The following is an 18,723-nucleotide window of genomic DNA, read 5'->3' on the forward strand; positions in this document are numbered from 1 at the left end:
TTCTCAGGCTTTTGCTAATCATATAAATACGATACTGCTATGAAAAAATCACCCAGAATACTCTGAGTGATAAATGTTATGGTTGTGCTGGTTGCGGATTCTGGTTTTGTTGGCCAGGGGTTGTATTTGATTGTTGCGTATTATTGTTAGGATTGGTAGTCGTACTATTATTTGTGCTTGTATTTGTGCTTGGAGTAGTCGAGCTTGACTGAGAAGTCGAGCTCTCAGATGTTGAGCTAGAACTTTCAGGTGTTGGGGCTTGCTGTGGAGCAGGTGTAGTCCATGTAGAACGAGCACCATTTTTAAAGACAAATTCTCCACCTCTGTAGAGTCCTTCTGGCATAGTCCAGTCACCAGGATGATCATCTTCAGATAGATAAGTCATCATCGAACGGTAGACCTTAGCTGCAACATAGAAGCCATCACCAACGATAGGAGTAAGGCGGTTCGAGTAACCAGTCCAAACGGCCATTGAATATTTACGAGTATAGCCAACGAACATTTCGTCCGGAGCTACATAACCCGTATTTTTAATGTAGTTTTCAATCTCATCATCTGTATAGTTTGACGTACCAGTTTTACCAGCTTGTGGTAGCCAAGGGAGGTAGGCTCCTCGACCAGTTCCGTATGCCAAAACGGTTTTCATCATATCTGTCATCATATAGGCTGTCGTTTCTTTCATAGCACGTGTACCAGAATCAGAGAATTCTTTTGAACTGCCATCACTAAAGACAATCTTATTGATATACATAGGTTTGCGGTAGATACCGCCATTGGCAAAAGCAGCATAAGCCGCAGCCATCTTCTCGCTGCTTGCTCCATACTTTTTGTCAGATTCGGTTGTATTACTTGAAATAGCATTAGCATAGTGTATGCTTGGGTAGTCAATACCGAGTCCATTTAGAAACGTCTTGGCACGATCAAGTCCTACTTTCTCTAGCGTTTCTACAGCCGGCACATTCCGTGATTGCTGGAGAGCATACTGGAGTGTTATGTTTCCAAAGTAACTCTTATCCCAGTTATAGACAGGGGTAGAGGTTCCAGGATAATTATAAGGACTATCGTGAACAATCGAAGCAGTTGAATCATAAACGCCGTATTCCAAAGCAGGAGCATAGTCTGTAATAGGCTTCATGGTAGAACCCCAGTCACGGTTAGTTTCTACAGCCTGGTTTATTCCAAAGGAAACGTTACTTGATTGGTGGCGAGCACCTAATTGGGCAATGACTTTCCCGTTTGTGACATCAACGATAGTAGAGGCTACCTGTAACTCATCATCTGGATAGTTGACATACTCGTCCGTATTGTAAATATCCCAGAGACGTTGTTGAACCTTAGAATCAACGTTTGTGTAGACTTCCATACCCGTAGTTAAAAGGTTGTAACCTGTTTCCTGTTCAACTTGGTCAATCACCTCTTTGAGGTAATTATCCATGTATGGAGGATAACTGTTAGCTGATTTTAGGCTTTGAAGTCCATCTGTAATCGGAGTATTAATCGCTTTTTCGTATTGTTCGGCTGTAATGTAACCTTGCCCCTTCATCTCAGAGAGGACGAGATTACGGCGTTCTTGGGCGGCCTCCGGATGCGAGTATGGATCATACTGGTTTGGAGCCTGAGGCATTCCGGCAAGGAGGGCCAATTGGGGGATACTCAAATCTTTGAGGTCTTTGCCATAGTAACTTTGAGAAGCCGTTTGCATTCCGTAGTTCCCGTTTGACATGTAAACCTTGTTGATGTAGTAGGTCAAGATCTCTTGTTTAGTCGCTTTTTGTTCTAGCTGGACGGCGAGCCATGCTTCCTGAGCCTTACGAGAAAGGGTTTGGTCAGAAGTTGACGTAGAGAAATAGGTTAACTTGATCAACTGCTGCGTCAAAGTTGAAGCTCCTTGAAGGCCTCCGCCACCACGAAGATTTCGTAGGGTAGCACCTAGGATACGGATAGTATCGATTCCTCGGTGATTAAAGAAGCGATGGTCTTCAATCGAAACAATAGCGTTGACCAAATCGGTCGGTATTTCGTTTGCTTGCGCATTGACTCGACGTTCTGATCCAAGATCAGCGATGAGTTCATCGTTATTGTCATAAATTTTGCTGGACGTTGTAGCGACCAGTTTACTTTCAGATAGGGCTGGAGCATTGCTAACATAGTAGAGAAAGAGACCTCCGCCCAGCATAATAGCTGCGATAAATACAGTTAAGAAGCAGATACTGATATATTTAGCTATTCGCAGGATAGTTTGTTTGTTCATCTTGTTTTACCACCTAGTAAATGTTCTTTGATAATATCGAGATAGGGAATCTGGGGAAAGGCACCCAGCTCAATCCTATATCCATTTTCTCGAATATATCCAAGTGGCATTGACTTTTGTCCCTTATCTTGATGATAGAAACGAATCAGGTCAACAGCCGGCAATAAATAAGTTTCTTGCTGAGAAGCAAAGTGAAGAAGGACAAAGCAGATTCCTCGCTGGGCAAGGACCTGTTCCATATGCTGAATCTGATGGTGATGGAAATTCTTCATCGGAATCGCATGTTTTTGCCTAGTTTCCTTTGCTTCAAAGTCGATGTAATATCCATCATAAACCCCTGAATAGTCTGTGGTTGAAGCTTGTCTGAAGTAGGCTTCAACGATCTTGGCTCGACTTCGTTGGGGATAATCGACACGTACGATTTGGATGGGAGTCGGTTTCTTGTGAATCACTGCTAACCCATGCGACAAGTAATAATCGTTCGTAGCATTGATCATCTTTTCAAAAGACATTCCCCGATTTGCGAAATTTTTAGTTTGTGACGGGGGAGCTTGTCTCTTCTGTGATGAAATTTTATGTGGATAGTTGACCATAATTCTCCTTATTGGTACAATAACATCACTCTATTATATCATAAATTTACAAAGAAAGGGTTAAAAATGACAACAGCCTTGATTTCAGGTTATTCTGCCTTTGACCTTGGTCTCTTTAATGACAAGGATATTCGCGTTGATATTATCAAAACAGCTATTCGGAGAGACCTGGAGCGTCTAGCGGAGGAAGGGGTGACCTGGCTTGTCTTTACTGGGGCTCTGGGCTTTGAGTACTGGGTACTTCAGGTGGCAAAAGACATGAAAATAGACTATGGATTTCAGCTGGCGACCATTTTTGATTTTGAAACCCATGGCAGTAACTGGAATGAAGCTAATCAAGTGAAGTTGAGCGAATTCAAGCAAGTTGATTTTGTCAAATATGCCTATCCACAGTATGAACACAAGGGACAACTACGTGATTATCAGAAATTTTTACTGGAGAACACAGATACTTGCTACCTTTTTTATGATGAAGAAAACAAAACTAAGTTACAATATTTTTACCAAATGATGAAAAATCAAGTGGACTATGTTACAAGGCAATTAACATTTGATGAGTTAAATGAACTAGCAGAAAATTTTTCTGAAAAGTAACCCTTTGACCTTGATTTTTACTTGTCTTTTTTTATATAATAATACTAGTAACCCAGAATGGAGAGAGACATGGCAAGTATTATATTTTCAGCAAAAGATATTTTTGAACAAGAGTTTGGACGTGAAGTACGTGGATACAGTAAAGCAGAGGTAGATGAATTCCTAGATGATGTGATTAAGGATTATGAAACCTACGCAGCTTTGGTCAAATCCCTTCGTCAAGAGATTGCTGATTTGAAGGAGGAATTATCTCGTAAACCACAGGTGACTCCAACTCAACCAGACTCTATTGAAGTAACAGCTTCTACTTCAATGACAAACTTTGATATTTTGAAACGCTTAAATCGCCTCGAAAAAGAAGTATTTGGTAAGCAAATCTTAGACAACCAAGATTGATAATTGACTAAGGAATGAGTGCAATTTTTGGATAATCGCGTGAAGAGGTTCTCTTTTCATGAGGAAAGTCCATGCTAGCACAGGCTGTGATGCCTGTAGTGTTTGTGCTAGGTGAATCCATAAGCCTAGGGACGAGAAATCGTTACGGCAGTCGAAATGGCTAAGTCTTCGGATAGGTCAGAATAGGCTTGAAAGTGCCACAGTGACGGAGTCTTTCTGGAAACAGAGAGAGTGGAACGCGGTAAACCCCTCAAGCTAGCAACCCAAATTTTGGTCGGGGCATGGAGTGCACGGAAACGAACGTAGTACTCTGACTGCTTGCAGCTCCATGCTGTTAGCGGTAGACAGATGATTATCGAAGGAAGTGGTCCTAGTCACTTCTGGAACAAAACATGGCTTATAGAAAATTGCATATAGGTTGGGGCTGAGAATCTTTCTCAACCTCATTTTTTAAAGTGAACAAGAGAAAGGTCTTGCAAGACTAGAAATGAAAGAACAATTTAATTTAATCGCAACTGTTGCGGCGGGTCTTGAGGCTGTCGTTGGACGAGAGGTTCGAGACCTGGGTTATGATTGCCAGGTTGAAAATGGGCGTGTCCGCTTCCAAGGAGATGTGAAGGCAATCATTGAGACCAATCTTTGGCTTCGTGCAGCGGATCGCATCAAGATTGTGGTCGGAAGTTTTCCAGCTAAGACCTTTGAAGAGCTTTTTCAAGGTGTTTTTGCTCTAGATTGGGAAAACTATCTCCCACTTGGGGCGCGTTTCCCGATTTCAAAGGCCAAATGTGTTAAGTCTAAACTTCATAACGAGCCCAGTGTTCAGGCTATTTCTAAGAAAGCTGTTGTGAAGAAATTACAAAAACACTATGCTCGCCCAGAAGGAGTTCCCTTGATGGAAACTGGTCCTGAGTTTAAGCTTGAGGTGTCCATCCTTAAGGATGTGGCAACTGTTATGATTGACACGACAGGTTCTAGCCTCTTTAAACGTGGTTATCGTACGGAAAAAGGTGGAGCGCCGATCAAGGAAAATATGGCAGCGGCTATTTTGCAACTTTCCAACTGGTATCCAGATAAGCCCTTGATTGATCCAACCTGTGGTTCAGGAACTTTCTGTATCGAGGCGGCTATGATTGCCAGAAAGATGGCACCGGGTCTTCGCCGTTCCTTTGCTTTTGAGGAATGGAACTGGGTCAGCGATCGGTTAATCCAAGAGGTCCGTACTGATGCTGCTAAGAAAATCAATCGTGAGATAGAGCTGGATATTATGGGCTGTGATATTGATGCTCGTATGGTAGAAATTGCCAAGGCAAATGCCCAAGCAGCAGGTGTTGCAGGAGATATCACCTTTAAGCAAATGCGGGTACAAGATTTGCGCTCAAACAAGATCAATGGTGTTATCATTTCCAATCCACCATATGGGGAGCGCTTGTCCGATGATGCAGGAGTTACGAAACTTTATGCTGAGATGGGACAGGTCTTTGCACCACTGAAAACCTGGAGCAAGTTTATCCTGACGAGTGACGAAGCTTTTGAAAGTAAGTACGGAAGTCCAGCAGATAAAAAACGAAAACTTTATAACGGGACCTTAAAAGTGGATTTGTATCAATACTTTGGTCAGCGTGTGAAACGCCAAGAGGTAAAATAGAAAGGTAAACTCATGAGCAAGAAAAGACATGATCGTCATAAAAAAGAACAGCAAGAGCCACAATTCGACTTTGACGAAGCAAAAGATTTGACTGTTGGTCAAGCAATTCGTAAGAATGAAGAGGTTGAGGCTGGAGTATTGCCTGAAGATAATATCTTGGACAAATACATCAAACAGCACCGCGAAGAGATCGAGGCAGATAAGTTCGAAACTCGTCAGTTTGAAAAAGAAGAATTGGCTTCTACTCGAAACTTAGAGGAATTGATCCAAGAAGTTCGTGAAACAAGTGAACTTTCTGGAGAGGTAGAAGGTTCAGATGTGGTTTCCGAGGAATCTATTGAAGAGATAGACAATGAAGAAACTACTCAGTTTGTTCCTCCACTTCAAGATGAAGAAAGTGCTGAAATAGAGCCTCTCGTTTTAACAGAAACAGCATCCAAGGAAATGAATGAGGAAAATGAGGAACAAGAAGAAACCTATACTTCCCTATCACGATCAGTACAGACGGAACCTGAAACAGGCTCTAAAAAGAAACGTCTGATTACTATCGTTTCTGTGGTAGCTGCGATTCTTGTTCTTGCTGGGACGTATTATGTCTACCGTCAGGTATCTCGTTCAAACCAAGAAATTCAGTCTTCTCAATCATCGTCAGGAAATCAAGAATCGCAAACCGACTTGCAAGAGTTCAATACGCTTTATGATTCCTTCTATACAGATGCCAATAAGACTGCTTTAAAAAATAGCCAGTTCGATAAGTTGAGCCAGCTAAAAAACTTGCTAGATAAGTTAGAAGGTAGCCGTGATTATACACTAGCTAAGTCAAAATACGATAGCCTAGCAACTCAAATCAAGGCTGTGCAAGAAGTGAATAATCAGTTTGAAACTCCAGCAATTACTGATGGTGTCTTGGATACCAATGCTAAAGCCAAGGCGGATGCTAAGTTCACGGAAGTTAAAACGGGAAATACAGAGCTTGATAAACTGTTAGCTCAGGCGATTAGTCTTGGTAAGAGTCAACAAACCAGTGCTTCCAGCTCAAGTTCGAGCTCTAGCACGAGTCAAGCAAGCTCAAGTTCAGCTACAGAAAGCAATGCAAGTAGTACGACACCTTCAACAAGCACCACGGCACCAGCTAGAGACACGAATGGTGGTTTGTCTGGCGATGGGGTTAATCTTCAAAGAAGTGCTAGCCGTGTACCGTACAACCAATCAGCTGTAGACGATAGCAACAACCCTGCTTGGACGTTTGCGGATGGTGTATTGGAACAAGTCCTAGCAACATCACGTGCTCGTGGCTATATCACTGGAAATCAATATATCCTAGAACGGGTCAATATCGTAAACGGAAATGGTTATTACAACCTCTATAAACCAGATGGAACCTATCTCTTCACCCTCAACTGTAAGACGGGTTACTTTGTAGGGAATGGTTCTGGTCACGCTGATGACTTGGACTACTAGGAGACCGTTACAAAATTCTTTCCTTTCATAGGTAAAAATGATAAAATAAAACATATTAAACAAGAGGAGTGTCACATGACAAAAGCTAACTTTGGTGTCGTTGGTATGGCCGTAATGGGTCGTAACCTTGCCCTAAATATCGAATCTCGTGGTTATACAGTTGCCATTTACAACCGTAGTAAAGAAAAAACAGAAGACGTGATTGCTTGCCATCCTGAAAAGAACTTTGTGCCAAGCTATGACGTGGAAAGCTTTGTAAACTCAATCGAAAAACCTCGTCGTATCATGCTGATGGTTCAAGCTGGACCTGGTACAGACGCAACTATCCAAGCCCTTCTTCCACACCTTGATAAGGGTGATATCTTGATTGACGGAGGAAACACTTTCTACAAAGATACCATCCGTCGTAATGAAGAATTGGCAAACTCAGGGATTAACTTTATCGGTACTGGAGTTTCCGGTGGTGAAAAAGGTGCCCTTGAAGGTCCTTCTATCATGCCCGGTGGACAAAAAGAAGCCTACGAATTGGTTGCTGATGTTCTTGAAGAAATCTCAGCTAAAGCACCAGAAGATGGCAAACCATGTGTGACTTACATCGGTCCTGATGGAGCTGGTCACTATGTGAAAATGGTTCACAACGGTATCGAGTACGGTGATATGCAATTGATCGCAGAAAGCTATGACTTGATGCAACACTTGCTAGGCCTTTCTGTAGAAGATATGGCTGCAATCTTTACTGAGTGGAACAAGGGTGAGTTGGACAGCTACTTGATCGAAATCACAGCTGATATCTTGAGCCGTAAAGACGATGAAGGCCAAGATGGACCAATCGTAGACTACATCCTTGATGCTGCAGGTAACAAGGGAACTGGTAAATGGACTAGTCAATCATCACTTGACCTTGGTGTGCCATTGTCACTCATCACTGAGTCAGTATTTGCTCGCTACATTTCAACTTACAAAGAAGAACGTGTGCATGCAAGCAAGGTTCTTCCAAAACCAGCTGCCTTCAAATTTGAAGGAGACAAGGCTGAGTTGATTGAAAAGATCCGTCAAGCCCTTTACTTCTCAAAAATCATTTCATACGCACAAGGTTTTGCCCAATTGCGTGTGGCTTCTAAAGAAAATAACTGGAACTTGCCATTTGCGGACATCGCATCTATCTGGCGTGATGGCTGTATCATCCGTTCTCGTTTCTTGCAAAAGATCACAGACGCCTACAACCGTGATGCAGACCTCGCCAACCTTCTCTTGGATGAATACTTCTTGGATGTCACTGCTAAGTACCAACAAGCAGTTCGTGATATCGTAGCTCTTGCTGTTCAAGCTGGTGTACCAGTGCCAACCTTCTCAGCAGCTATTACTTACTTTGATAGCTATCGTTCAGCAGACCTTCCTGCTAACTTAATCCAAGCACAACGTGACTACTTTGGTGCCCATACTTACCAACGTAAAGACAAAGAAGGAACCTTCCACTACTCTTGGTATGACGAGAAATAAGTAGGTCTGCCATGGGGAAACGGATTTTATTACTTGAGAAAGAACGAAATCTAGCTCATTTTCTCAGTCTGGAACTCCAAAAAGAGCAATACCGTGTTGATCTGGTAGAGGAGGGGCAAAAAGCCCTTTCCATGGCTCTCCAGACAGATTATGACTTGATTTTACTGAATGCTCGTCTGGGGGATATGACGGCCCAGGATTTTGCAGAGAGGCTGAGTCGGACAAAACCAGCTTCAGTGATCATGGTCTTGGACCATCGCGAAGAATTGCAGGACCAGATTGAGACAATCCAGCGCTTCGCCGTTTCTTACACCTATAAGCCAGTGATTATTGATCAGCTGGTGGCTCGTATTTCAGCGATTTTCCGAGGTCGGGACTTCATTGACCAACACTGTAGTCAGATGAAGGTTCCAACGTCTTATCGCAATTTGCGTATGGATGTAGAACATCATACCGTTTATCGTGGCGAGGAGATGATTGCTCTGACGCGCCGTGAGTATGACCTTTTGGCCACTCTCATGGGAAGCAAGAAGGTCTTGACTCGTGAGCAGTTGTTGGAAAGTGTTTGGAAGTACGAAAGTGCGACAGAGACCAATATCGTGGATGTTTATATCCGTTATCTACGTAGCAAGCTTGATGTAAAAGGTCAAAAAAGCTACATTAAAACCGTGCGTGGTGTTGGGTACACCATGCAAGAATAGAAAAGCAGTTGCAGTTGTGTAACTGCTTTTTTTGAGGGATTTCTATATATTGACATACAGTCAACTCTTTGCTACAATCAGTTATGGAGGAAAGATCGAATGAAAAAATTTAAAATAATGATGCAAGTTGGACTAGCAGTCTTTTTCTTTGGTTTGCTAGCGACAAGTACAGTATTGGCGGATGATGCTGATTCAGAAGGCTGGCAATTTGTCCAAGAAAATGGTAGAATCTACTACAAGAAGGGGGAACTCAAAGAAACCTATTGGCGAGTGATTGATGGTAAGTACTATTATTTTGATCCTCTATCTGGAGAGATGGTTGTCGGCTGGCAATATATACCTGCTCCACACAAAGGGGTTACGATTGGTTCTTCTCTAAGGCAAGATATTGCTTTTAGACCAGATTGGTTTTACTTTGGTCAAGATGGGGTTCTTCAAGAATTTGTCGGCAAGCAAGTTTTAGAAGCAAAAACTGCTACAAATACCAACAAACATCATGGGGAACAATATGATAGTCCAGCCGAAAAACGTGTTTATTATTTTGAAGATCAGCGTAGCTATCACACTTTAAAAACTGGTTGGATTTCTGATGAAGGACATTGGTATTATTTACAGGAGGATGGTAGCTTCGATGCTCGTATCGACAGTTTAACGGTTGGGGAGCTAGTGCGTGGCTGGACCAATGATAACTCCACTTGGTACTACCTAGACCCAGAAACTGGCATTATGCAAACTGGGTGGCAACAACTTGGCAATAAGTGGTACTATCTCCGTTCATCAGGAGCCATGGGAACTGGTTGGTACCAGGAAGGCTCCACTTGGTATTATTTAGACGAGCCAAATGGCGATATGAAAACGGGCTGGCAATATCTTAGTAACAAGTGGTACTATCTCCGTTCATCAGGAGCTATGGCGACTGGTTGGTATCAGGAAGGTTCGACTTGGTATTATCTAAACGCAAATAATGGTGACATGAAGACAGGCTGGTTCCAGGTTAATGGCAAATGGTACTATGCTTATAACTCAGGCGCCTTAGCAGTGAATACGACTGTAGAAGGCTATTCTGTCAACTATAATGGCGAATGGGTTCAATAATGAAAGGGGCGATTGTGAAGGAAACAATCGCTTTTTTTGTGAAAATATAATAAAATAGATAGGAGGAAATACTACTGTATGAAAAGCAAGACGGTCTTTCCGTCTGGTTAAAGGAAAACATGACAAAAAAAGTTGGTGTCGGTCAGGCACATAGTAAGATTATTTTAATAGGAGAGCACGCTGTCGTTTACGGTTATCCTGCCATTTCCCTGCCTCTTTTGGAGGTGGAGGTGACTTGTAAAGTGGTTCCTGCTGAAAGTCCATGGCGTCTTTATGAGGAAGATACCTTGTCTATGGCGGTCTATGCCTCGCTTGAGCATCTAAATATCAAGGATGCTTGCATTCGTTGTCAGATTGACTCAGCTATTCCTGAAAAACGAGGGATGGGTTCGTCTGCGGCTATCAGCATAGCGGCCATTCGTGCGGTTTTTGACTACTATCAAGCCGATCTGCCTCATGACGTATTAGAAATCTTGGTCAATCGGGCTGAGATGATTGCCCATATGAATCCAAGCGGTTTGGATGCCAAGACCTGTCTCAGTGACCAGCCCATTCGCTTTATCAAGAATGTTGGTTTTACAGAACTTGAGATGAACCTATCTGCTTATTTGGTGATTGCAGATACAGGTGTGTATGGGCACACTCGTGAAGCCATCCAAGTGGTCCAAAGCAAGGGTAAGGATGCTCTGCCGTTTTTGCATGCCTTGGGAGAATTGACCCAGCAGGCAGAAGATGCGATTAGACGAAAAGATGCTGAAAAACTGGGACAAATCCTCAGTCAAGCGCATTTACATTTAAAAGAAATTGGTGTCAGCAGCCCTGAGGCAGACTCCCTCGTTGAAATGGCTCTTAGCCATGGTGCTCTAGGTGCCAAGATGAGTGGTGGTGGGCTAGGAGGCTGTATCATAGCCTTGGCAACCAATTTGACACACGCTCAAGAACTAACAAAACGATTAGAAGAGAAAGGAGCTGTTCAGACATGGATCGAGAGCCTGTAACAGTACGTTCCTACGCAAATATTGCCATTATCAAATACTGGGGAAAGAAAAAAGAAAAAGAGATGGTTCCTGCTACTAGCAGCATCTCTCTGACGTTGGACAACATGTACACAGAGACGACCTTGTCGCCTCTACCGAAGGATGCGACGGCTGATGCATTTTATATCAATGGTCAGTTACAAAATGATGCTGAACATACTAAGATGAGTAAGATTATTGACCGCTACCGTCCAGATGGTGGGGGCTTTGTCCGTATTGATACCCAAAACAATATGCCGACTGCGGCGGGCTTGTCCTCTAGTTCTAGTGGTTTGTCCGCCTTGGTCAAGGCTTGTAATGCTTATTTCAAGCTTGGTTTGAATCGGAGTCAGTTGGCGCAGGAGGCTAAGTTCGCTTCAGGTTCTTCCTCTCGCAGTTTTTATGGACCACTAGGTGCTTGGGATAAGGATAGTGGGGAAATCTACTCTGTTGATACAGACCTGAAACTAGCTATGATTATGTTGGTGCTAGAAGACAAGAAAAAACCAATCTCTAGCCGTGATGGGATGAAACTTTGTGTGGAAACCTCGACGACTTTTGACGACTGGGTGCGTCAATCTGAGAAGGATTATCAGGATATGCTGGTCTATCTCAAGGAAAATGACTTTGCCAAGGTTGGTGAATTAACGGAGAAAAATGCTCTAGCTATGCACGCTACGACCAAAACAGCATCACCAGCCTTTTCTTATCTGACCGATGCAAGCTATGAAGCCATGGACTTTGTCCGCCATCTTCGTGAGCAAGGAGAAGTCTGCTACTTTACTATGGATGCTGGCCCCAATGTTAAAGTCCTCTGTCAAGAGGAAGACTTGGAGCATCTATCTGAAATATTTGGTCAACGTTATCGCTTGATTGTGTCAAGAACAAAGGATTTGAGTCAAGATGATTGCTGTTAAAACTTGCGGAAAACTATACTGGGCGGGTGAGTATGCTATTTTAGAGCCAGGGCAGTTAGCCTTGATAAAGGCTATCCCCATCTATATGAAGGCTGAGATTACCTTTTCCGACAGCTACCGTATCTACTCAGATATGTTTGATTTCGTAGTGGACTTGACACCAAATCCTGACTACAGCTTGATTCAAGAAACGATTGCTTTAGTGGAAGATTTCTTGACCTATCGAGGTCAGGATTTAAGGCCTTTTTCTCTAGAAATCAGTGGAAAAATGGAACGGGAAGGCAAAAAGTTTGGTCTGGGTTCTAGTGGTAGCGTCGTTGTCTTGGTGATCAAGGCCCTACTGGCTCTATATGATATTACGGTTGATTCGGAACTCTTGTTCAAGCTGGCTAGCGCGGTCTTGCTCAAGCGAGGCGACAATGGTTCTATGGGAGACCTTGCCTGTATTGTGGCAGAGAATTTGGTTCTCTACCAGTCGTTTGATCGAAAGAAGATAGCTACGTGGTTGGAAGAAGAAAACTTGGCGACAGTTTTGGAGCGCGATTGGGGTTTTTCTATCTCACAAGTAAAACCAGGTCTAGAATGTGATTTCCTAGTGGGATGGACCAAGGAAGTGGCTGTATCGAGTCAAATGGTTCAGCAAATCAAGCAAAACATAGACCAGAACTTTTTAACTTCCTCAAAAGCAACGGTATCTGCTTTGGTAGAAGCCTTGGAGCAGGGGAATGCAGAAAAAATCATCGAGCAGGTGGAAACAGCCAGCCAGCTCTTAGAAGGCTTGAGCCCAGATATATACACACCTTCGCTGAGACAGTTGAAAGAAGCCAGTCAAGATTTGCTGGCTGTTGCCAAGAGTAGTGGCGCTGGTGGTGGTGACTGTGGCATTGCCTTGAGTTTTGATGAGCAATCAACTGAAACCTTTAAAAATCGCTGGGCCGATCTGGGGATTGAGCTCTTATACCAAGAAAGGATAGGACATGACGACAAATCGTAAGGACGAGCACATCCGCTATGCCCTTGAGCAAAAAAGCTCCTATAATAGCTTTGATGAGGTTGAGTTAATCCACTCTTCGCTACCGCTCTATGACCTAGATGAGATTGATTTGTCTACAGAATTTGCAGGTCAAAAGTGGGACTTTCCTTTTTATATCAATGCCATGACGGGTGGGAGCAAAAAAGGTAAAGAAATCAATCAAAAACTGGCTCAGGTGGCAGAAGCCTGTGGGATTTTGTTTGTAACGGGCTCTTATAGTGCAGCTCTCAAGGATCCAACAGACGACACTTTTTCTGTCAAATCTAGCCATCCAAATCTCCTCCTTGGCACCAATATTGGATTGGACAAGCCTGTTGAGTTAGGACTTCAGACTGTGCAAGAGATGAATCCACTTCTCCTGCAAGTGCATGTTAATGTCATGCAGGAATTGCTCATGCCTGAGGGAGAAAGGAAGTTCAGAAGCTGGCAATCGCATCTAGCAGATTATAGCAAACGCATCCCTGTTCCTCTTGTTTTAAAAGAAGTCGGTTTTGGCATGGATGCCAAGACCATCGGGAGAGCCTATGAACTGGGTGTTCGAACCTTTGACCTGTCAGGTCGTGGTGGTACCAGTTTTGCCTACATTGAAAACCGTCGTAGTGGTCAGCGTGACTACCTCAATCAATGGGGACAATCCACCATGCAAGCCCTTCTCAATGCCCAAGGCTGGAAAGACAAGGTCGAACTCTTGGTCAGTGGAGGTGTTCGGAACCCGCTTGATATGATTAAGTGCCTGGTCTTTGGAGCCAAGGCTGTGGGACTGTCACGTACCGTTCTAGAGTTGATTGAAACCTATTCCGTCGAAGAGGTGATTGGCATTGTCCAAATCTGGAAAGAAGATCTGCGTTTGATCATGTGTTCCCTTAACTGTGCCACCATAGCGGATTTGCAAAACGTAGACTATATTCTTTATGGCAAACTCAAAGAAGCAAAAGATCAGATGTAGAGAGGTCGGGACAAGAATCCCGCCCTTTTTTGTAGCCTTTTGTCAACTGTAGTGAGTTGATGAAACCAAGCTTGTACGAGCGATTTCTGTCCCATCTCCTTTTTCCATCCTCAGACCGAGGTGACTTTTTTGAATTGTGATAAAATAGAAGGGAGAGGATGCAGCTATGAAAAAATTTCAAATCTTTTTATTTATTGAAGCCTGTCTATTGACGGGAGCTCTGATTTTGATGGTATCAGAGCATTTTTCGCGTTTTCTGCTGATTCTATTCCTCTTTTTGCTCTTGCTCCGCTATTATACAGGGAAAGAAGGCAACAATGCTTTTCTCCTTGTTGCAACCATTCTTTTCTTTTTCATCGTCATGCTCAATCCCTTTGTGATTTTAGCTATCTTTGTGGCAGTTATCTATAGTCTCTTTCTTCTTTATCCGATGATGAATCAAGAAAGAGAGGAGACGGACTTGGTCTTTGAAGAGGTGGTGACGATTAAAAATGAACGCAATCCTTGGTTTGGCAATCTCCATCATTTCTCTAGTCACCAGACCTGCCAATTTGATGATATCAACCTCTTTCGCCTCATGGGCAAGGACACCATTCATCTAGAAAGAGTTATCCTAACCAATCATGACAATGTCATTATCCTTAGAAAAATGGTCGGAACGACTAGGATTATCGTACCTGTAGATGTGGAAATCAGCCTCAGTGTCAACTGTCTTTATGGAGATCTTACCTTCCTTCATCAACCTAAGAGATCCCTTCGTAATGAACACTATCATCAGGAAACCAGAGACTACCTCAAGAGTAACAAGAGCGTCAAAATTTTCCTAACCAGTATGATTGGAGATGTGGAGGTGGTTAGAGGATGAAAAAGCAATCCTATCTATTAATCGGGCTGACTTCTCTCCTTTTTATCCTCTTTTTGACCAATAGTCTACTGGATATTCTCAATCTTGATTGGTCCTATTTGCTACAAGATATCGAAAAACTGGAAAAGTTAATCTTCTTGATCTTTGTCTTTAGTCTTTCCATGTCCTTCTTTTTTGTCCTCTTTTGGAGGGTGATGGAAGAAATTTCTCGCAGAAAAATGCAGGTCAATCTCAAGCGCTTATTAGCAGGGAAAGAACTAGTTTCTTTTGCAGATCCAGACTTGGATGCCAGTTTCAAGTCCTTATCTGGTAAGCTCAATCTTTTGACAGAAGCTGTTCAAAAGGCTGAAAACCAAAGCCTAGTCAAGGAAGAAGAAATCATCGAGAAAGAACGGAAGCGGATAGCGCGTGACTTACATGATACGGTTAGTCAGGAGTTGTTTGCGGCGCATATGATTTTATCAGGTGTCAGTCAGCAGGCTTTGAAGCTTGATAGAGAAAAGATGCAGATCCAGTTGCAAAGTGTCGCAGCCATCCTCGAAACAGCCCAGAAAGATCTACGGGTCTTGCTCTTGCATTTGCGACCCGTTGAGTTGGAAGACAAGAGTCTGGTTGAAGGGATTCAAATTCTCTTAAAAGAACTTGAGGACAAGAGTGATCTCAAGGTAAGTCTCAAGCAAAATGTGTCTAAATTGCCTAAGAAAATCGAAGAGCACATCTTCCGCATTATTCAGGAGTTGATCAGCAATACCCTTCGCCATGCTCAGGCATCTTGCTTAGATGTCTATCTCTATCAGACAGATGTTGAATTGCAGCTAAAGGTAGTGGACAATGGGATTGGTTTCCAGTTAGGGAGCTTAGACGACTTGAGTTATGGACTGAGAAATATTAAGGAGCGGGTCGAAGATATGGCAGGTACTGTTCAACTCTTGACAGCACCTAAGCAAGGACTAGCGGTTGATATCCGTATTCCCTTGCTAGATAAGGAATTATAAAGGAGTAGAGATGAAAATTTTACTGGTAGATGACCATGAAATGGTCCGATTGGGCTTGAAAAGCTACTTTGACCTCCAAGACGATGTAGAAGTTGTGGGCGAGGCGGCCAATGGGTCTCAAGGTATTGAGTTGGCCTTGGAACTGCGCCCAGATGTCATTGTCATGGATATTGTCATGCCTGAGATGAATGGGATTGATGCTACCTTGGTCATCCTCAAAGAATGGCCTGAAGCCAAGATTTTGATTGTGACCTCTTACTTGGACAATGAAAAAATCATGCCGGTCTTGAACGCTGGTGCCAAAGGCTATATGCTAAAGACTTCTAGTGCAGACGAGCTACTCCATGCCGTTCGTAAGGTGGCTGCTGGCGAGCTGGCCATTGAACAAGAGGTCAGCAAGAAAGTCGAATACCACCGCAATCATATCGAGCTTCATGAGGACTTGACTGCGCGTGAACGAGATGTGCTTCAACTCATTGCCAAGGGCTACGAAAATCAACGGATCGCAGATGAACTCTTCATCTCTCTCAAGACGGTCAAGACCCATGTGTCCAACATCCTTGCCAAGCTTGAGGTTAGCGATCGCACCCAGGCAGCGGTCTATGCCTTTCAGCACCACTTGGTCGGGCAGGAGGACCTTTAGATGAGTCTTGCAGAGTTACTTGAGGAGCTAGAAGCAGCAAAAGACCCTGAGAAAGCAGACCCAATGGAAGCCTATATGCGCCATCAATTTTCCTTTCTAGGTATTGCGGCGCCAGAAAGAAATGCGCTCTATAGAAAATACTTTCCAAGCGCGAAAAAAACAAAGATTATCGATTGGGATTTTGTAGACACTTGCTGGGAAAAGGAGCCTAGAGAATACCAATATGTGGCTGCCAACTATTTAAAAGCCATGCAGTCTTATCTAACGAAGGACGATTTGCCTAAGCTTGAGTACCTTGTTGTGACCAAGTCTTGGTGGGACACGGTAGATATCCTAGATCGAGTAGTAGGAAGTTTGGTAGCCGACCATCCGGAACTTGAAGAAGTGATTTTAAAATGGAGCCTATCAGACAATATCTGGTTGAGGCGAGTCGCTATTGACCACCAGTTGTTAAGAAAAGAGAAAACGAATGTCCAACTGATGGAAAAGATCCTACTAAACAATCTGGACCAGACAGAATTTTTTATCAACAAAGCCATCGGTTGGGCCCTAAGAGACTACTCTAAAACCAATCCTGAATGGGCAGCACGTTTCATTGAAAAAAATAAGAAACGAATGGCTGAACTTAGTATCAAGGAAGCGAGCAAGTACCTCTAGCACTATTGAAAAGCGCATTCATTACTTGAAAAAAGTCGCTATTATATGGTATAATGGACTGTATTAAAAATTTTAAGGAGAAATGACAGAATGTCTGTATCATTTGAAAACAAAGAAACAAACCGTGGAGTCTTGACTTTCACTATCTCTCAAGACCAAATCAAACCAGAATTGGACCGTGTATTTAACTCAGTAAAGAAAACTCTTAACGTTCCTGGTTTCCGTAAAGGTCACCTTCCACGCCCTATCTTCGACCAAAAATTTGGTGAAGAAGCTCTTTATCAAGATGCAATGAACGCACTTTTGCCAAACGCTTATGAAGCTGCAGTAAAAGAAGCAGGTCTTGAAGTGGTTGCACAACCAAAAATTGACGTAACTTCAATGGAAAAAGGTCAAGACTGGGTTATTACAGCTGAAGTCGTGACAAAACCTGAAGTAAAATTGGGCGACTACAAAAACCTTGAAGTGTCAGTAGATGTAGAAAAAGAAGTTACAGACGCTGACGTTGAAGAACGTATCGAACGCGAACGCAACAACTTGGCTGAATTGGTTATCAAAGAAGGCGCTGCTGAAAATGGCGACACTGTTGTGATCGACTTCGTTGGTTCTATCGACGGTGTTGAATTTGACGGTGGAAAAGGTGAAAACTTCTCACTTGGACTTGGTTCAGGTCAATTCATCCCTGGTTTCGAAGACCAATTGGTTGGACACTCAGCTGGTGAAACTGTTGATGTTCTTGTAACATTCCCAGAAGACTACCAAGCTGAAGACCTTGCAGGTAAAGAAGCTAAATTCGTAACAACTATCCACGAAGTAAAAGCTAAAGAAGTTCCAGCTCTTGATGATGAACTTGCAAAAGATATCGACGAAGAAGTGGAAACACTTGCTGAATTGAAGGAAAAATACCGCAAAGAATTGACTGCTGCGAAAGAAGAAGCATACAAAGATGCCGTTGAAGGTGCAGCAATCGATAAAGCTGTAGAAAATGCTGAAATCGTAGAACTTCCAGAAGAAATGATCCACGAAGAAGTTCACCGTTCAGTAAATGAATTCCTTGGAAACTTACAACGTCAAGGGATCAACCCTGACATGTACTTCCAAATCACAGGAACTACTCAAGAAGACCTTCACAAACAATACGAGGGAGAAGCTGAGTCACGTACGAAGACTAACCTTGTTATCGAAGCAGTTGCCAAAGCTGAAGGATTTGACGCTTCAGAAGAAGAAATCCAAAAAGAAATCGAGCAATTGGCAGCAGACTACAACATGGAAGTTGCACAAGTACAAAACTTGCTTTCAGCTGACATGTTGAAACACGATATCGCAATCAAAAAAGCTGTTGAATTGATCACAAGCACTGCAACAGTAAAATAATCTTAAAAGAGAAAAGAGCCCACCTGACTAGGTGGGCTTTC

18 protein-coding genes and 1 other RNA gene are annotated in these 18,723 nt (G+C 43.0%); 17 read left to right on the top strand and 2 right to left on the bottom strand.

Going from position 1 to position 18,723, the window contains the following annotated elements; all coding sequences use genetic code 11:
* Positions 1–76: 76 nt before the first annotated feature.
* A complete protein-coding gene (gene pbp1a, locus HMPREF9188_RS02520; protein WP_001041852.1) occupies positions 77–2,251 on the bottom strand; it encodes a penicillin-binding protein PBP1A in 2,175 nt (724 codons plus the stop codon).
* Positions 2,248–2,844, bottom strand: coding sequence for a Holliday junction resolvase RecU (gene recU, locus HMPREF9188_RS02525; protein WP_000248760.1), 597 nt, complete (start codon positions 2,842–2,844; stop codon positions 2,248–2,250). Before recU ends, pbp1a begins: the two co-directional genes overlap by 4 nt.
* Positions 2,845–2,910: 66 nt before the next feature.
* Between recU and HMPREF9188_RS02530 the strand changes: the two genes are divergently transcribed.
* The 17 genes from HMPREF9188_RS02530 to tig all read left to right on the top strand — a co-directional run bounded on the left by HMPREF9188_RS02530 (position 2,911) and on the right by tig (position 18,682).
* Positions 2,911–3,438: an SLOG family protein gene (locus HMPREF9188_RS02530; RefSeq protein WP_000205319.1), complete on the top strand. Its 528-nt coding sequence runs from the start codon at positions 2,911–2,913 to the stop codon at positions 3,436–3,438.
* 69 nt (positions 3,439–3,507) lie between these two features.
* Complete coding sequence (gpsB, locus tag HMPREF9188_RS02535; protein ID WP_009729806.1) at positions 3,508–3,834, top strand: cell division regulator GpsB; 327 nt, start codon at positions 3,508–3,510, stop codon at positions 3,832–3,834.
* A 23-nt stretch (positions 3,835–3,857) separates the two neighbouring features.
* Positions 3,858–4,239, top strand: an RNA gene (gene rnpB / locus HMPREF9188_RS10010) — RNase P RNA component class B.
* 82 nt (positions 4,240–4,321) lie between these two features.
* A complete protein-coding gene (locus tag HMPREF9188_RS02540) occupies positions 4,322–5,479 on the top strand; it encodes a THUMP domain-containing class I SAM-dependent RNA methyltransferase (protein ID WP_009729807.1) in 1,158 nt (385 codons plus the stop codon).
* A 12-nt stretch (positions 5,480–5,491) separates the two neighbouring features.
* Positions 5,492–6,940 carry a cell division site-positioning protein MapZ gene (mapZ, locus tag HMPREF9188_RS02545; RefSeq protein WP_009729808.1) on the top strand — a complete coding sequence of 483 codons (1,449 nt, stop codon included), beginning with the start codon at positions 5,492–5,494 and terminating at the stop codon, positions 6,938–6,940.
* A gap of 75 nt (positions 6,941–7,015) precedes the next feature.
* Entirely contained in the window at positions 7,016–8,440 is a 1,425-nt protein-coding gene (gndA, locus tag HMPREF9188_RS02550; RefSeq protein WP_009729809.1) for an NADP-dependent phosphogluconate dehydrogenase, read from the top strand.
* Positions 8,441–8,451: 11 nt separating this feature from the next.
* A complete protein-coding gene (locus tag HMPREF9188_RS02555; RefSeq protein ID WP_009729810.1) occupies positions 8,452–9,141 on the top strand; it encodes a response regulator transcription factor in 690 nt (229 codons plus the stop codon).
* Between the two features lie 99 nt (positions 9,142–9,240).
* Positions 9,241–10,236 (top strand): choline-binding protein CbpF, encoded by a 996-nt coding sequence (gene cbpF, locus HMPREF9188_RS02560; protein WP_009729811.1) that lies wholly within the window; start codon positions 9,241–9,243, stop codon positions 10,234–10,236.
* A 119-nt stretch (positions 10,237–10,355) separates the two neighbouring features.
* Positions 10,356–11,234, top strand: a complete 879-nt coding sequence (mvk, locus tag HMPREF9188_RS02565; protein ID WP_009729812.1) for a mevalonate kinase — start codon at positions 10,356–10,358, stop codon at positions 11,232–11,234.
* A complete protein-coding gene (mvaD, locus tag HMPREF9188_RS02570) occupies positions 11,216–12,169 on the top strand; it encodes a diphosphomevalonate decarboxylase (protein ID WP_009729813.1) in 954 nt (317 codons plus the stop codon). Before mvk ends, mvaD begins: the two co-directional genes overlap by 19 nt.
* Positions 12,156–13,163: a phosphomevalonate kinase gene (locus tag HMPREF9188_RS02575; protein ID WP_009729814.1), complete on the top strand. Its 1,008-nt coding sequence runs from the start codon at positions 12,156–12,158 to the stop codon at positions 13,161–13,163. The genes mvaD and HMPREF9188_RS02575 overlap by 14 nt, the downstream gene beginning before the upstream one ends.
* Positions 13,147–14,148 (top strand): type 2 isopentenyl-diphosphate Delta-isomerase, encoded by a 1,002-nt coding sequence (fni, locus tag HMPREF9188_RS02580; protein WP_009729815.1) that lies wholly within the window; start codon positions 13,147–13,149, stop codon positions 14,146–14,148. The genes HMPREF9188_RS02575 and fni overlap by 17 nt, the downstream gene beginning before the upstream one ends.
* Positions 14,149–14,314: 166 nt before the next feature.
* Positions 14,315–15,013, top strand: coding sequence for a cell wall-active antibiotics response protein LiaF (gene liaF / locus HMPREF9188_RS02585; protein ID WP_009729816.1), 699 nt, complete (start codon positions 14,315–14,317; stop codon positions 15,011–15,013).
* A complete protein-coding gene (locus HMPREF9188_RS02590; protein WP_009729817.1) occupies positions 15,010–16,008 on the top strand; it encodes a sensor histidine kinase in 999 nt (332 codons plus the stop codon). Before liaF ends, HMPREF9188_RS02590 begins: the two co-directional genes overlap by 4 nt.
* Before the next feature lie 10 nt (positions 16,009–16,018).
* The gene (locus HMPREF9188_RS02595; protein WP_009729818.1) at positions 16,019–16,651 is read left to right on the top strand and encodes a response regulator; all 633 of its coding nucleotides are present in this window, start codon (positions 16,019–16,021) and stop codon (positions 16,649–16,651) included.
* On the top strand, positions 16,652–17,308 hold the full coding sequence (locus HMPREF9188_RS02600; RefSeq protein ID WP_009729819.1) for a DNA alkylation repair protein: 657 nt from the start codon (positions 16,652–16,654) through the stop codon (positions 17,306–17,308).
* A gap of 90 nt (positions 17,309–17,398) precedes the next feature.
* Complete coding sequence (tig, locus tag HMPREF9188_RS02605) at positions 17,399–18,682, top strand: trigger factor (protein WP_009729820.1); 1,284 nt, start codon at positions 17,399–17,401, stop codon at positions 18,680–18,682.
* Positions 18,683–18,723 lie beyond the last annotated feature (41 nt).

This window comes from Streptococcus sp. F0441, assembly GCF_000314775.2.
In the GTDB taxonomy this organism is placed as follows: domain Bacteria; phylum Bacillota; class Bacilli; order Lactobacillales; family Streptococcaceae; genus Streptococcus.

Bases quoted from the DNA above. Each gene is read 5' to 3' on its own strand.
- pbp1a (WP_001041852.1), bottom strand. From the start codon at position 2,251: ATGAACAAACAAACTATCCTGCGAATAGCTAAATATATCAGTATCTGC.
- recU (WP_000248760.1), bottom strand. From the start codon at position 2,844: ATGGTCAACTATCCACATAAAATTTCATCACAGAAGAGACAAGCTCCC.
- HMPREF9188_RS02530 (WP_000205319.1), top strand. From the start codon at position 2,911: ATGACAACAGCCTTGATTTCAGGTTATTCTGCCTTTGACCTTGGTCTC.
- gpsB (WP_009729806.1), top strand. From the start codon at position 3,508: ATGGCAAGTATTATATTTTCAGCAAAAGATATTTTTGAACAAGAGTTT.
- HMPREF9188_RS02540 (WP_009729807.1), top strand. From the start codon at position 4,322: ATGAAAGAACAATTTAATTTAATCGCAACTGTTGCGGCGGGTCTTGAG.
- mapZ (WP_009729808.1), top strand. From the start codon at position 5,492: ATGAGCAAGAAAAGACATGATCGTCATAAAAAAGAACAGCAAGAGCCA.
- gndA (WP_009729809.1), top strand. From the start codon at position 7,016: ATGACAAAAGCTAACTTTGGTGTCGTTGGTATGGCCGTAATGGGTCGT.
- HMPREF9188_RS02555 (WP_009729810.1), top strand. From the start codon at position 8,452: ATGGGGAAACGGATTTTATTACTTGAGAAAGAACGAAATCTAGCTCAT.
- cbpF (WP_009729811.1), top strand. From the start codon at position 9,241: ATGAAAAAATTTAAAATAATGATGCAAGTTGGACTAGCAGTCTTTTTC.
- mvk (WP_009729812.1), top strand. From the start codon at position 10,356: ATGACAAAAAAAGTTGGTGTCGGTCAGGCACATAGTAAGATTATTTTA.
- mvaD (WP_009729813.1), top strand. From the start codon at position 11,216: ATGGATCGAGAGCCTGTAACAGTACGTTCCTACGCAAATATTGCCATT.
- HMPREF9188_RS02575 (WP_009729814.1), top strand. From the start codon at position 12,156: ATGATTGCTGTTAAAACTTGCGGAAAACTATACTGGGCGGGTGAGTAT.
- fni (WP_009729815.1), top strand. From the start codon at position 13,147: ATGACGACAAATCGTAAGGACGAGCACATCCGCTATGCCCTTGAGCAA.
- liaF (WP_009729816.1), top strand. From the start codon at position 14,315: ATGAAAAAATTTCAAATCTTTTTATTTATTGAAGCCTGTCTATTGACG.
- HMPREF9188_RS02590 (WP_009729817.1), top strand. From the start codon at position 15,010: ATGAAAAAGCAATCCTATCTATTAATCGGGCTGACTTCTCTCCTTTTT.
- HMPREF9188_RS02595 (WP_009729818.1), top strand. From the start codon at position 16,019: ATGAAAATTTTACTGGTAGATGACCATGAAATGGTCCGATTGGGCTTG.
- HMPREF9188_RS02600 (WP_009729819.1), top strand. From the start codon at position 16,652: ATGAGTCTTGCAGAGTTACTTGAGGAGCTAGAAGCAGCAAAAGACCCT.
- tig (WP_009729820.1), top strand. From the start codon at position 17,399: ATGTCTGTATCATTTGAAAACAAAGAAACAAACCGTGGAGTCTTGACT.